A 13,279-nucleotide genomic window follows, 5' to 3' on the forward strand; every position below is an offset into this window, starting at 1 on the left:
TTACGGCGTACCCGGGGGCGCTGTCAGCTTCTCCATGACCTTGTCGAGGCTGAAGCTCGCAGCCTCCTGGCGTGGTGGGTATTCCTTGAAGGTCTCAAGGAACTGGGCCACGTAGGCTTGCGCCGGGACAAGCATGTAAGCACGGTCCAGCATCCAGTCGTAGTAGGTGTTGGAGGTCCGGTACGCACGCTCATAGGGATCGCGGCGCAGGTTGGTGATAAGGGGCACGCGCAGCGGCGTCAGCGGTTCCATCCAGGCACGCAGTGTTGCCCAAGCCTTTTGTTCGAGGAAGGTGATTTTCCAGTCGCCGAAGCGGAGCGCTGCAAGGTCGCCGTCATCCGTGAAATAGAAAATCTCGCGGCGCGGGCTCTTGTCGGTTTCACCGGTCAGCATCGGCAGGATGTTGTAGCCGTCGAGATGCACGCGATAGTCACGCCCGCCTCCCACTTCGGCAACGGTAATCCCGTCGAGCAGGTCTTCCTTGACGGTTTCGTTGCCAGCTGCGGCGAGGAAGGTCGGCAGCCAGTCCATGTGGTGCACGATTTCGTTGGAAACGGTGTCGGCCGCAATCTTTCCGGGCCAGCGGACCATGGCAGGCACGCGCCATCCGCCTTCCCATTGGGTGTTCTTTTCACCCCAGAACGGAGTCATCGCCGCATCCGGCCACGTGTTCATGTGCGGGCCGTTGTCGGTCGAGTAGAAAACGATGGTGTTGTCGGCAATGCCAAGCTCATCGAGAAGGGCAAGGAACTCGCCGATATGCATGTCGTGTTCGATCATGCCAGCGGTGTACTCGTCCACCTGCTTGCCGACGATCTCGTTGGCCTTGGCCCACTTATCCTCGGCAACATGGGTGCGGAAATGCATCCGGGTGCCTGACCACCAGACAAACCACGGCTTGCCCTGGTCCTCGTTGCGCTTGATGAAGTCGATGGCGGCGGCGACGGTTTCGTCATCCACGGTTTCCATGCGCTTCTTGGACAGAGGGCCGGTGTCCTCGATCGTGCCATCCGCCGACGACTTGATCACGCCGCGCGGGCCGAAGCGTTCGCGGAAGGTCGATCCGTCAGGCAGGACGGCGTCATTCGGATAATCGATATTCTCCGGCTCTTCCTCGGCGTTGAGGTGATAGAGGTTGCCGAAGAACTCGTCAAAGCCGTGGTTGGTCGGCAGGTGTTCGTCCCGGTCGCCAAGGTGGTTCTTGCCGAACTGTCCGGTGGCATAGCCTTCGGCCTTGAGAAGGCCGGCAATGGTGGGATCTTCGACCTGCATGCCTTCCTTGGCACCGGGCAAACCCACTTTGGACAGGCCGGTGCGGAACACCGACTGGCCCATGATGAAAGACGAGCGGCCCGCGGTACAGGATTGTTCACCGTAATAGTCGGTGAACATCATGCCTTCATCGGCAATCCGGTCAATGTTGGGGGTCTGGTACCCCATGAGCCCACGGGTGTAGGCCGAAATGTTCGATTGGCCGACATCGTCGCCCCAGATCACGAGAATATTTGGCTTGTCCTGCGCCTGCGCTGCCGAGGCAATGCCCCCGATCAGAAACGCAGCCGCGAGGACAGGTCGCCTCAGGCTTACTGAAAATAACATGCGCGTATCTCCCCGTCGCATAAACTGGTTTTGTCCAGTGGCGTCATTCGCCACAAGAATGTTACGAGTGTGCAGGGGAAACAAATCGTTTTCCACCACTCTTCCAGATAGTTTCGCTTTTCGAAACTGCTTGCGCAGTTCTTGAAATCAACCATGGCGCGAAACTGGATTGGATTCACCCTATTTGCATGGTCAGGGTCGGTGTGCCGAATTCAGCGGGGCCCGTCGTCGCCGTTTTGAAGTCTGTCGAGCCAACTCTTCCCGGGTTCCCCGGGCAGGTTCTCCGTGACAGTTGATTCGAAAAAGTAATGAACATATTAATAAATTTGCCGACCTGCCGGCCCTTGCGGCGAAAATTGCGCTGGATCATGGAGGGCTTTGTGGCACTCTGGCCAAAGACCAAGGAGACCGACATGCCCGACCCCGCCAGCGCGTCCGACAAGGACATGAACATCCTGTTCATCATGTATGACCAGTTACGGTTCGATTACCTGAGCTGCGCCGGGCACCCGCATCTGGACACGCCCAACTTTGACCGGGTCGCGGCTAGGGGCGTGCGTTTTACCAACGCCTACGTCCAGTCGCCGATCTGCGGCGCGTCGCGCATGAGTTTCTACACCGGGCGCTATACCTCGTCGCACGGGGCGCAGTGGAACGGGTTTCCCCTGCGTGTGGGCGAGCAGACACTCGGGGATCACCTGCGCCGGATCGGCATGGATTGCTGGCTTCTGGGCAAGACCCACATGAAGGCCGATGCCGAGGGCATGGCCCGTCTCGGCCTCAGCCCGGACAGCGAAATCGGCGCACGGCAGGCGGAATGCGGCTTTGACAGCTGGATCCGGGACGATGGGCTCTGGGGTGAAGGTCCGGACGGGTTCTACGACGAGAAACGCTCGCCCTATAACGAATATCTCAAGTCCAAGGGCTATCCGTCCGAAAACCCGTGGTCCGATTTCGCCAATGCCGGGATTGACGAGAATGGCGACATCGCCTCGGGCTGGATGTTCAAGAATGCCGACAAGCCCGCCAATATTCGCGAGGAAGACAGCGAGACACCCTGGCTGACCCAACGCGCCATCGAGTTCATCGACCAAGCCAAGGGGCGCTGGTGCGCCCATGTCAGCTTCATCAAGCCGCACTGGCCCTATATCGTGCCCGCGCCCTATCACGCCATGTACGGTGCAAACCATGTGCCGCAGGCGGTGCGCAGCGATGTCGAGCGGGAAGACCCGCAACCGGTTTACGGCGCCTATATGGAGAACAAGATCGCACAGGCCTTTCAACGTGAGGATGTGCGTCAGAAGGTGATCCCGGCCTATATGGGGTTGATCAAGCAATGCGACGATCAACTGGGCGTGCTGCTGGATCACCTCGAAGCCACGGGGCGCATGGACAGCACGATGATCGTTCTCACCTCCGATCACGGTGACTATCTTGGCGATCACTGGCTGGGCGAAAAAGACCTGTTTCACGATCCCTCGGTCAAGATCCCGATGATCATTTACGACCCGCGCGGCGAAGCCGATGCCACCCGCGGCACGACCTGTGACGTGCTGGTCGAGTCGATCGACCTCGCCGCGACCTTTGTCGAATTTGCCGGGGGCAGGGTGCCCGATCACATCATCGAGGGGCGCTCGTTATTGCCATGGCTCGAAGGCAGGACACCCGAATGGCGTGACTTCGCGATTTCAGAATATGACTATTCCGCCACCCCGCAGGCAGTAAAGCTTGGCGTCGAACCGCGTGATGCGCGCCTTTTCATGGTGTTTGACGGCCGCTTCAAACTGATCCATGCCGAGGGTGGCTTCCGCCCGATGCTTTTTGATCTTCAGGAAGATCCGCAGGAATTCCACGATCTGGCCAAGGGCACGGCGCACGCGGCCGAGATCGACCGCCTATACGGCTATCTTGCCCAATGGGGGCGGCGGTTGTCGCAACGCGTGACCCGCTCCGAAGACGACATCAAGACCATGCGCGGCCGGTCCGGTCGCAAGGGCATCTTGCCGTTCCTCGTGGACGGGTCGGAAGTGCCCGAGGAACTGACCGAGAAAATCCGAGGCACGGCGCCGAAACGCTATGTCGGGGGCTGAAACAACGGGTCCTGCGTTGCGGCGGGGCGCGCGGGCGGGTACCACTTGGACGGGTGCCCCAGAGTGCGCCTTGATGAACGGGATCTGAACCGCCAATGACAGCCTTCACCTTCCTGCATAGTTCCGACCTGCATCTTGGAAAAGGCTTCGGGCGGATGCCCCAGGACCTTCGGGGGCGGCTGATCGAGGCCCGCCACGAGGTTTTGTCTACGCTCGCCAAGGTGGCGCGGGCACACGGCGCCGGGCATGTGCTTCTGGCCGGGGATACGTTTGACACGACTGGTCCGTCCGAGCAGGTGCGCCGACAGGCGGCGACCGCCATGCGCGCAGCGGATGATCTGCACTGGTGGATTCTGCCGGGCAACCACGACAGCTTGGGTGGAGAAGAGCTCTGGGCGCGTTTCCAAGACGAGGCGGGGGATAACGTGCATGTGCTTAGCAGGGCGGCGCCCGTGGCCATGGCGCCCGGTGTGCACCTACTGCCGTCGCCCTGGCCTCATCGCTTTCCGGGGCGCGACCTGACCGCGTGGATGGTCGATTGTGCAACCCCGCCCGAGGACTTGCGGATTGGCCTGGCGCATGGTGGCGTGGTGGATTTTGGCGATAATTTCGACAGTTCCGCCACGATCCCGCCCGACCGGGACAAGACCGCGCGGCTGGATTACCTCGCGCTGGGCGACTGGCACGGTCCCCTGTCCATCGGTCCGCGCGCGCAGTTTTCCGGCAGTCCGGAGCGCGACCGCTTTCGCCATGCCGGGCGCGGCTCGTGCCACGTGGTCACGCTCGATGCCCCCGGTGTCTTGCCCCGGATCGAGCAGGTCGTCACGGGGCGGTTTCACTGGGGCGCTCCCACGTTATCGCTGACGCCGGGGCAGGACGTGACCAGCGCCTTTGAGGCGCTTTTGCCTTCCGATCGCGGTGCGCGGCGCGACCAGCTTCTCAAGCCGCGATTGCAGGGGTTCCTGCGCCTTTCGGAACGCGCGGCGCTCGAGACCGCGATTGCCGAGGCGTGCCCGGATTTTGCGCTGCTGGAGGTGGAACAGGGGGAACTGGCGACCGAGTACGAGGCCGGGGATATCGACGAGATAGCCCCGTCCGGCGCGTTGCGCGAGGCGGTGGACGCGCTCTTTGCCGAAGCCACGGCAGAAGGTGGAGACACCGAGACCGCCGAACTGGCGCAGGCCGCGCTCAATCGTCTGTGGTCACTGGTGCGCGAGGTCTGAGCCATGAAGATCACCACGATTACCCTGCAGAATGTGCGACAGTTCATCGACCCGGTTGCGATCTCGGGCATTGGTGGCGGGCTGAACGTGTTGACGGCCGCGAACGAGGCCGGCAAATCCACCTTCTTTGACGCGCTGCATGCGGCGTTCTTTGCCAGCCACCGCTCGTTTGACAAGGTGGTGCAGGGGTTGGTGCCCAATGCCGGGGGCAGCCCCTCTGTCATGGTTGATTTCGAAAGCGCAGGGGATGTGTGGCGGCTTGAGAAAAGCTGGGGCCGCAAAGCTTCGGAAAAGGCCGCGCGTCTCTATCGCAATGGAACGCTTGTCGCGCAAGCGGGCGAGGCCGAAGACCAGCTTGCCGGGGTGATCGGTGCCCAGGCGCAGGGCGGTCCTGCAGGGCTTTTATGGGTGCGCCAGGGTGTTGTGGACATGTCCGAGGGCGGTGCCGAACAGGTCGCGCGGCGCGGCATCATGGACTCGGTCGCGGGAGAGGTCGAGGCGATGACCGGCGGGCGGCGCATGGAAGCGGCGCTCGCTGCTGTGCGCAAGGCGCTGGACGCGGAAATCACATCGCGTGGCCCCAAGAAGGACAGCACCTACAAGGCACGTATCGACGAGGTCGCGACCCTTGAAGAGGCACAGGCCGCGCTCGAAACTTCGGTGCGCGCGCAAGAGGATGATCTGGCACGCCGTCGCAAGGCGCGTGCGGAATTGGCCGAAATCAGCGCACCCGAAATCCGCCAGGCCGACGAAAAGGCCGCCGCCACCGCTGCGCAGGCGCTCGCTGTCGCGCGGGCCCATGCCGACAAGATCAGGACCGCAGCCGGCACGGTCGACACCCTGAAAGCCAGGCATGACAACGCGGCTGACAGGATTGACCGTCTGGACCGGGCGCTGGGCGAGGCCAGCGCGGCGAGAGCGGCGCTTGATGCCGCAACGACGCAGGTGACGCAGGATCGCGCAGAATACGAAGTCGCGGATCAGCGCCATGAAACAGCCCTTGCCGCCGATACCTGCGCGGCGAAGGCGGCCAGTGCGGCATCGGCCGCCCTGCAGCAGGTCTTGCGCGCCCAGGGCGCCGAAGCCGCCCGCGCCGAACGTGCCGCGCTTGAGAAGAGGCTCAAGTTGGCCGACGAGACACGCTATCACATCGAGGCGCTTGACGCGCAGATCGCGCAATTGCTGTCTGCAGATGCGCTGCGTCGGCTCGATGCGCTGGCCGGGGATGTTTCGGTTGCAACGCGCGCCCGGGATGCGGCGGCGGCGTCCCTGACCATTCACTATGCAAAGGGGGCGGAAGCGCGCATCACCCGGGGCGGACAGGTCGTTCCCCCGGACACGCCCCACCCCCTGCCGGATCGCGCAATTTTTGACATAGAAGGGGTCGGGCAGCTCGTGTTCCGACCTGGAGAAGGCGGTAGCGCCGACAGCCTCGCCAGGGCCGAAGCCGCCCTGTCCAAGGCGCTGGCCGAGACGGGGCATGCCGAATTGGCCTCCGCGCGCGCCGACGCAACGGGTCGCGTCACACTAGAGGCGCAAAGACGCGACCTTTTGGCCGATCTCAAGGCACTGGCCCCGGACGGGCTGGAGGCGCTGCGTGCGACACTTGCCCGTTTGCCCGAACCCGCCGGGCCGGATCCTGATCTGCCGGATCTCGTCACAGCAGAGGCCGAGGAAGTCACGGCGCGGGAGGCCCGGAACGGCGCCAAGATCGCTCTGGAAGCCGCGCGACAGGCGCTGTCAAAGGCGCGCGACGCGCTGAGCCGAAGCGAAGCGGCGCTCACTGCCGCCCAAGGGCGCCACACGCGCGCGCAGGCAGAGTTGTCGGCTTTTTCGGATGCGGCGGCGGCCTTGGACGAGATGCGGAGCTTGGCCCAAACGCTGCAAGCCGAGCTTGCCGGGGCCACCGCCGAGCTGGACGCGCTGAGGCGCGAGGCGCCGGATCTGCGCGCCGCCGAAGCCGCAGACAAACGCGCGCGTTCGGTGATCGACACCACGCGGGAACGGTCGCAGGCGCTCGAAATCGAGCTGGCCCGGTTGGATACGGCCATTGGGCAACGTGGCTCGGAAGGGATCGAGGAAGAACTGGCGCTGACCACGGAACGGCTCTTGTCGGCGCGTGCGGCGCTGGCCGCCATCGAATTCGACATCAAGGTCAACCAGCGTCTCTTGTCTGCGCTGGAAACCGCACGGGCAGGGGCGCGTGACCGCCATGTCGCCCCCGTGGTCAAGGAACTCGTGCCGCTGCTGCGTCTGATCTGGCCGGACGCATCGCCGGTGGTAGATGCCGAAACCGGCATGATCACCCGGCTCACCCGCCGCGAAATCGAAGAAGAGGTCGATATGCTGTCGGGCGGGACGCGCGAACAGCTGTCGCTGTTGGTGCGCCTTGCCTTTGCGCGTATTCTGGCGCGAGAGGGACGCGCGGCGCCGGTCATCCTCGATGATGCGATCGTCTACACCGATGACGATCGCATCATGCAGATGTTTGATGCCCTGACTTTGCAAGCCGAGGACGTTCAGGTGATCGTCCTGTCCTGCCGCCAACGCGCGTTCCGAGAACTGGGGGGCACGCTGCTGACAATATCTCCCGCTGCCGGCTGATGCCTTCCGCAGCCGAGCAGGGGGAACGATCCGCCTTGATCCCCGCCGTCAGGCGCTTGGAAGACGCGTGGCGGCAATCCGGTTTTCGTGTTCACGGCGACTGATGTCGACGATCTTGTCAATCAACCTCGGCACGGCGGGATGATGGACCTTGCCCTTCAATGTCGCCACGGTCCAAACTCCGGACACCCCAATGTCGATCGGGATTTTCTTCAGGATTCCAAGCGAAACCTGGTTACGCACAGTCCCCGCGGTTGTCAGCAATACGAGGTCACTCTCGGCGACCGCATCACGCAACGCGGCAATGTTGTGGCTGGTGACAGCAATCAGCGGTTCAGCCCCGTTCCATTCGATTCCGAGGAACTTTGCGAGGTCGCGCAAAACGTCTTCAGGAAACTGGGGACCTGCGAGTTTGTACCGGGACAGGTCGCGCGGAAGGGGATTGCGGATTGTCAGGATCGGGTGGCCCGGTCGGCAATAGGCACCGCCTGACTGCGGGGACAGTTCGACCAGGTCCATGTCTTCCACATGGCTTCGCATGTCGCGCATGTCCCCGACGATGACGTCGCACATTTCATCCCGCAGCGTCGGTTTGAGTTCGACCGTTTCGCGCACGATCATGTCCAGGGTCACGTTGGGAAAGGCATTGTGCCACTCCGCGATGATGGGTCCGGCAAGTGCCGTGGAAAACACCGGTGGCACACCGAGCCGGATATGCCCTCCGGTTCCCGCGTTCAGGTTGGCAAGCGTTTGCTCGAGGTTGCGTGACTGAAACAGGATGGCCTCGACCCGGGCAATGATGTTGCGGCCTGCCGCCGTCAGCCTGACCGGGCGTTCGGACCGCTCGAAGAGGGTCATTCCCAGTCGGGTTTCGAGGCTTCTGATCGAATTGCTCAGGGCAGGTTGCGTGATGTGGGCGAGTTCGGCCGCACGGGCAAAACTCCCTTCCTGTGCCACCAGCTTGAAGTGGTGGAGCTGCGTCAGATTCTGCAAATTCCATCCTTTTCGTCGTTCGTATGGGCAACGTACTGCGGCGGTTCACTGCCGGGGCGGGGTGCAAGTGGCTGATTTTGGGCAGAAACGCATTAGCATTCATAGCATGAATTTTATATATCAAAAAATAAATTTGCGCGAATGTAATTTCACACTGATGTTTCTACCGAAAACGCAACATGCGTCAGGAGGAGCACCATGACCATTCTCAAATCTCTCGTCATCGCTGGGGTCGTTGCAATCGCCGCGACAACTGCCCAAGCCGAAACCGTTCTGAAACTGGCCACCGCCGCCCCCGAGAAAACTCCGTGGGGGGCGCAGGTCAATCGTCTGGCCGCCGCGATTTCCGAAGAAAGCGAAGGCCGGCTCAAGGTCGAGCCCTATTTCAACTCGCAATTGGGTACGGAAAACGACACGCTTGCGCAGTTGGCGCGCGGGCGCATCGAGATGGGTCTTTTCACCGTGAGCGCCGCCGGTCAGCAGGCGCCCGAAGTTGGCCTGATGCAGCTTTATGGATATTTTGACGACAATGATCAGCGCGCCTGTGTTCAGGACAAGTACCTGACAGACGAAATCCGCACGCGCCTTGCGCCCAAGGGGGTGTATTTTGGATCATGGGCCGAAGTCGGCAATGGTTACCTGATGTCGGACCGCGAAATTACCGATGTCGATCAGCTCAAGGGGCTGAAAATTGGTATTTCCGTCAACAGGATCAACACGGAACACTGGAAAGTCTTTGGCGCTAACCCCGTTCCGCTCAGCCCCGGCGAAGCGGCGTCCTCGGCGTCGACCGGTCTGATTGATGTCTACCCGACGGTCTACACCTTCTACATCCCCTCCGGCCTGAGCAAGATTTTCCCGATCGTGAACGAATACAACTATTCGAACGGCCCCGGTATGTTTGCCGTGAGCCAACGGGTGATGGATCGATTGAGCGACGAGGACCAGGCCGCGATCAAACGGGCGTTCGCCCGCGATGCATTTGCGTCCAAGGCGATCATGGACGAGATCTTTGCCTTCGAAGACAAAATGCGGGCGCTCCACACATCCCAGGGCGGCAAGATCGTGACCCTGACCGACGATCAGGTGGCGGGTATTCGTGGCAAGCTGGCGCCCTGGTGGTCGGCCATGGCCGCAGATTACGGCGCAGATGGCGAAGCCATTTTCCAGTTGATGGAAGAGGCCAAGGCCGCCTGCTCGGGCTGACCCCGTCAACCCTGATCCCGCACGAAAACAGGCGCTGCCCCGCGTGAACGGGGCGCCGCATGCGCCACGTGGAAAGCTGATCCCATGACATATCAATCTGTTCCCATGCCCGTGACACGGCTCTTGCAGGTCTGGCACCTGCTGGAACGCTGGGTCGCCGTGATCGCATTTACCCTGATCGGCGTGCTGATCTTTGGCGATGTCGCCGGCCGTGAATTCATCGGTCCCGTGGGTGGGGCGCTGGGTTTCGACATGGGGTCGACCGGCATATATGGCGCCCGCAAGATCTCGCTGTTCCTTCTGGTCATCGGGGCCTTTGCCGGGCTCGGCGTCAGCGTCGCGACCGGTACCCAGATCGTGCCCCGCGTCGCCTTCAAATGGGTGCCCACAAGCTGGGGGCCGTATGTTGACCGCATCTCCAACGGGCTGAGTGCCGCCGTTTTTCTGGCCGTCGCCTATTACGGCTGGGTTTTTGTCAACGCCTCGCGTGACATCGGCACCGTGATGCCGGGTCTCGACGTCCCGGTATGGATTTTTCAGGCGGCAATCCCGATCGGCTTCGTCTCGGCGGCCCTGCGCTATGTCATCTTTTTCATCTGGCCCGGCTCGGCCCCCGCACGCGAGGAGATCCCGGAATGAGCGCGTTTGGTCTTCTTGCACTTGTCCTTGGTCTGCTCATCCTGCGCCAGACCCTGACCGTTATCCTTTTGGCCGCGATTGCCTATGTGCACCTTGTCTGGGGGCATGGCTACCTTGACTACATCGTCGAGGATATGTGGACGTCGCTCAACAAGGAGCTGATCCTGTCCGTGCCCCTGTTCCTTTTATGTGGGGCGGTCATGACCGAGGGCACGGCGGCCCGTCGTCTGGTGCGTATCGTGCGCGCCATCACGGCGCCGACACGTGGCGGTCTGGGCGTTGCTGCGATCGTTTCCTGTGCCGTCTTCGCCGCCATTTCCGGCTCGTCCATCGTGACCATGATCGCTGTCGGCTCGGTGCTTTACCCGGCGATGAAGGAAGCGGGTTATACCAACCGTTTCGCCCTTGGCACCGTGGTGTCGGGGGGCACGCTCGGCATCATCATTCCGCCGTCGATCCCGCTCATTCTTTATGGTCTTGTCACAGAAACTTCGATCGTTGACCTGTTCCTTGCCGGAGTCTTGCCCGGACTGGTTCTGATCGTGCTCATGATCGCCTACGTGGTGTGGGCGAACCGCCATCGCCCGGCGCAAAAGATGGACTGGGCGGAACTCTGGGCAGCGCTTCGTGCCGGAATCTGGGCCGCGATGTTCCCGGTGATCCTGCTCGGCGGCATCTATTCTGGATACTACTCGCCCACCGAAAGCGCGGCTGTTGCCCTGGTCTATGCGCTGATCATCGAGTTCTTCGTCCACAAGGAGATGAAGATCCGTGACTATTTCAACGTTGTCACCGAAACTGCCAAGCTTGGCGGCGCGCTGTTCCCGCTGATCGCGGTGGCGCTGTCGCTGAACTTGATCCTGACGGAATATCGTGTGCCCGCACAGATGGTCGAGATCGCCCAGACCTACCTGACCAACCCCTGGACGATGCTTCTGGTCGTGAACCTGCTCTTGCTGGCCGTAGGGGCCTTCATGACTACGAACGAGGCCATCCTGATCCTTGCCCCGATCCTGATGCCGGTGGCGCAGGCCTATGGTTTTGATCCGGTGCATTTCGGGATCATCATGATCGTGAACCTCGAAATCGGCTACCTGACGCCGCCCGTGGGCATGAATCTGATGGTCGCCATGGTGACATTCAAGGAAAAGTTCAGCGACATCCTCATGGGGGTTCTTCCCTATATCGCGGTGATGATTGTTGGCCTTGCGATCATTGCGTTGGTGCCATGGCTTTCGCTTGGACTGCTGTGATGGGAGCGGCCGTGTCAAACTTGGAACGCCGGGCCGAAAATTTCGGCCAGCTCGACCTCGGCAATCAGGTGCCCGATATCCGCCAATTGCGCAGCGCGTGCCGGGTGAATGCCCCACGCCCGGTAGCTTTCGGCGTCTCGCCACGTGCCAAGAACACAGATGCGATCAGGATCCTCGACGCCGGCATGCAAAGCGCCTTCGATGAAACCGGGGATCGCCGCGGCGCATTCGCTCAGAACACCCCGGTCGTGGAAAACCTGCATGGCCGCCGGGCCCTTCCCGGGCTGAACGCGCACAACAAGAATAGACTGAAACATGGTCGCGCCTTTCTGAAGACAAACTGGGGTAACTGTCATGCCTGAAAAGAACCTAAATGTCCGTCCGACACTAGGGCAAGATAGCGGATCGCCCATACTTTTTCGCAATGCGCGCATTTTTAACGGCAAGGACGAGACCCTGCTGGAAGGGTATGACGTGCTGGTTGCGCAAGGCCGGATTGCAAAGCTTGCCAAGGGAATCGGCGCCGATGCCGGGTGGCGCGAAATCGACGCAGAAGGCCGGGTGCTCAGCCCCGGTTTCATAGATGCGCACGCTCATGTCATGTTTCAGATGTCCTTTCCCGAGGCATTTGGATCTGACGAGTTTTACTGGGCTTACAAGGCGACTGCGGCCGCCGAAACCTATCTCATGAATGGATTCACGACGATCCGGGATGTTGGTGGCAACACCTTCTCGCTCAAGAAGAACATTGATGCCGGCGTGCTGGCCGGTCCTCGCATCTATCCGTCGGGCCCGATGATTTCGCAAACCTCAGGCCATTCAGATCACCGCCAGGACTGTCACAAATGTGCGGCCATCCTGAACGAACCGTCAGTGCCGATGAAATACCATATGGTTGCCGTGGCCGACGGTCATGACGGCGTTTTGCTCGCCGTGCGCGAGGCATTCCGCCGTGGCGCGTCCCAGATCAAGATCTGCACCACCGGCGGGACGGGGTCATATGCCGATCCGCTGGACGTGACCCAGTTCCTGCCGTCCGAAGTGCAGGCCGCCGTGGCCGCCGCCAAGGATTGGGGCACCTATGTCTGCACGCATGCATATCATGATGAAGGCATCCGGCGCGCCGTTGAGAATGGGGTGCAATGCGTCGAGCATGCCAACCTGGCCACCGAAGCGACCCTGCGCATGATGCAGGAACAAGGCATCTGGCTGTCGCCCCAAGTCATCGTCTACACCAAGCACCCTCTGGGTTACACCGACGATCAGAAGGCCAAGCATGACGAGGCCTATGACGGCATTGACCGGATGATGACCGCCGCCAGGAAATTAGGCTTTGAAAAGATCGCCTTTGGTTCGGACATCATCACCGACCCCGAGCTGCTGGCCCGGGTGAATGATGAATTCAAGCTCCGCACAAAATGGTTCACGCCCTTCGAAGTGATGCGCCAGGCAACGGCGTTGTCGGGCGAACTGCTGGCGATGAGCGGCCCGCGCAACCCCTACAAGGGCAAGCTGGGCGTGATTGAGGAAGCGGCCTTTGCCGACCTCCTGCTGATCGACGGCAACCCTCTTGATGACATCGAGATACTGACCCGTCCCGCTGAGACCCTGGACCTGATCATGAAGAACGGCGTGATCCACAAAAACACGCTGCAGCGTTAACCTCTGGAGA

The 13,279-nt window shown here is 61.6% G+C and carries 10 protein-coding genes; 7 read left to right on the top strand and 3 right to left on the bottom strand.

Annotated elements, in window-relative coordinates; translation table 11 throughout:
• The gene (locus tag BMZ35_RS17175; RefSeq protein ID WP_093095501.1) at nucleotides 1–1,599 is read right to left on the bottom strand and encodes an arylsulfatase; all 1,599 of its coding nucleotides are present in this window, start codon (nucleotides 1,597–1,599) and stop codon (nucleotides 1–3) included.
• Nucleotides 1,600–2,045: 446 nt separating this feature from the next.
• On the opposite strand from BMZ35_RS17175, the gene BMZ35_RS17180 reads away from it, so the two are divergent.
• The 3 genes from BMZ35_RS17180 (at nucleotide 2,046) to BMZ35_RS17190 (ending at nucleotide 7,516) form a co-directional block, all read left to right on the top strand.
• Complete coding sequence (locus tag BMZ35_RS17180) at nucleotides 2,046–3,689, top strand: sulfatase-like hydrolase/transferase (RefSeq protein WP_093095585.1); 1,644 nt, start codon at nucleotides 2,046–2,048, stop codon at nucleotides 3,687–3,689.
• 95 nt (nucleotides 3,690–3,784) lie between these two features.
• Complete coding sequence (locus tag BMZ35_RS17185; protein WP_093095502.1) at nucleotides 3,785–4,912, top strand: metallophosphoesterase family protein; 1,128 nt, start codon at nucleotides 3,785–3,787, stop codon at nucleotides 4,910–4,912.
• A 3-nt stretch (nucleotides 4,913–4,915) separates the two neighbouring features.
• Nucleotides 4,916–7,516: an AAA family ATPase gene (locus tag BMZ35_RS17190; RefSeq protein ID WP_093095505.1), complete on the top strand. Its 2,601-nt coding sequence runs from the start codon at nucleotides 4,916–4,918 to the stop codon at nucleotides 7,514–7,516.
• A gap of 48 nt (nucleotides 7,517–7,564) precedes the next feature.
• Here BMZ35_RS17190 and BMZ35_RS17195 read toward each other — a convergent pair whose 3' ends face one another.
• Nucleotides 7,565–8,509 carry a LysR family transcriptional regulator gene (locus BMZ35_RS17195; protein ID WP_093095509.1) on the bottom strand — a complete coding sequence of 315 codons (945 nt, stop codon included), beginning with the start codon at nucleotides 8,507–8,509 and terminating at the stop codon, nucleotides 7,565–7,567.
• Nucleotides 8,510–8,707: 198 nt separating this feature from the next.
• Here BMZ35_RS17195 and BMZ35_RS17200 point away from each other — a divergent pair, with 198 nt between their 5' ends.
• The 3 genes from BMZ35_RS17200 to BMZ35_RS17210 all read left to right on the top strand — a co-directional run bounded on the left by BMZ35_RS17200 (nucleotide 8,708) and on the right by BMZ35_RS17210 (nucleotide 11,607).
• A complete protein-coding gene (locus BMZ35_RS17200) occupies nucleotides 8,708–9,715 on the top strand; it encodes a TRAP transporter substrate-binding protein (protein ID WP_093095512.1) in 1,008 nt (335 codons plus the stop codon).
• Between the two features lie 84 nt (nucleotides 9,716–9,799).
• Nucleotides 9,800–10,354: a TRAP transporter small permease gene (locus tag BMZ35_RS17205; protein WP_093095514.1), complete on the top strand. Its 555-nt coding sequence runs from the start codon at nucleotides 9,800–9,802 to the stop codon at nucleotides 10,352–10,354.
• The gene (locus tag BMZ35_RS17210) at nucleotides 10,351–11,607 is read left to right on the top strand and encodes a TRAP transporter large permease (RefSeq protein WP_093095518.1); all 1,257 of its coding nucleotides are present in this window, start codon (nucleotides 10,351–10,353) and stop codon (nucleotides 11,605–11,607) included. Before BMZ35_RS17205 ends, BMZ35_RS17210 begins: the two co-directional genes overlap by 4 nt.
• Nucleotides 11,608–11,621: 14 nt before the next feature.
• On the opposite strand, the gene BMZ35_RS20995 is transcribed toward BMZ35_RS17210, so the two are convergent.
• Nucleotides 11,622–11,924 (bottom strand): antibiotic biosynthesis monooxygenase family protein, encoded by a 303-nt coding sequence (locus BMZ35_RS20995; protein WP_165610113.1) that lies wholly within the window; start codon nucleotides 11,922–11,924, stop codon nucleotides 11,622–11,624.
• Nucleotides 11,925–11,961: 37 nt separating this feature from the next.
• On the opposite strand from BMZ35_RS20995, the gene BMZ35_RS17220 reads away from it, so the two are divergent.
• Nucleotides 11,962–13,269, top strand: coding sequence for a metal-dependent hydrolase family protein (locus tag BMZ35_RS17220; protein ID WP_093095521.1), 1,308 nt, complete (start codon nucleotides 11,962–11,964; stop codon nucleotides 13,267–13,269).
• The last annotated feature ends 10 nt before the right edge of the window (nucleotides 13,270–13,279 follow it).

The sequence above is a fragment of the Shimia aestuarii genome (assembly GCF_900114635.1).
GTDB lineage: Bacteria > Pseudomonadota > Alphaproteobacteria > Rhodobacterales > Rhodobacteraceae > Shimia > Shimia aestuarii.

What these genes read in the sequence shown, in the direction of transcription:
- BMZ35_RS17175 (WP_093095501.1), bottom strand. Translation starts at nt 1,599, where the DNA reads ATGTTATTTTCAGTAAGCCTGAGGCGACCTGTCCTCGCGGCTGCGTTT.
- BMZ35_RS17180 (WP_093095585.1), top strand. Translation starts at nt 2,046, where the DNA reads ATGAACATCCTGTTCATCATGTATGACCAGTTACGGTTCGATTACCTG.
- BMZ35_RS17185 (WP_093095502.1), top strand. Translation starts at nt 3,785, where the DNA reads ATGACAGCCTTCACCTTCCTGCATAGTTCCGACCTGCATCTTGGAAAA.
- BMZ35_RS17190 (WP_093095505.1), top strand. Translation starts at nt 4,916, where the DNA reads ATGAAGATCACCACGATTACCCTGCAGAATGTGCGACAGTTCATCGAC.
- BMZ35_RS17200 (WP_093095512.1), top strand. Translation starts at nt 8,708, where the DNA reads ATGACCATTCTCAAATCTCTCGTCATCGCTGGGGTCGTTGCAATCGCC.
- BMZ35_RS17205 (WP_093095514.1), top strand. Translation starts at nt 9,800, where the DNA reads ATGACATATCAATCTGTTCCCATGCCCGTGACACGGCTCTTGCAGGTC.
- BMZ35_RS17210 (WP_093095518.1), top strand. Translation starts at nt 10,351, where the DNA reads ATGAGCGCGTTTGGTCTTCTTGCACTTGTCCTTGGTCTGCTCATCCTG.
- BMZ35_RS20995 (WP_165610113.1), bottom strand. Translation starts at nt 11,924, where the DNA reads ATGTTTCAGTCTATTCTTGTTGTGCGCGTTCAGCCCGGGAAGGGCCCG.
- BMZ35_RS17220 (WP_093095521.1), top strand. Translation starts at nt 11,962, where the DNA reads ATGCCTGAAAAGAACCTAAATGTCCGTCCGACACTAGGGCAAGATAGC.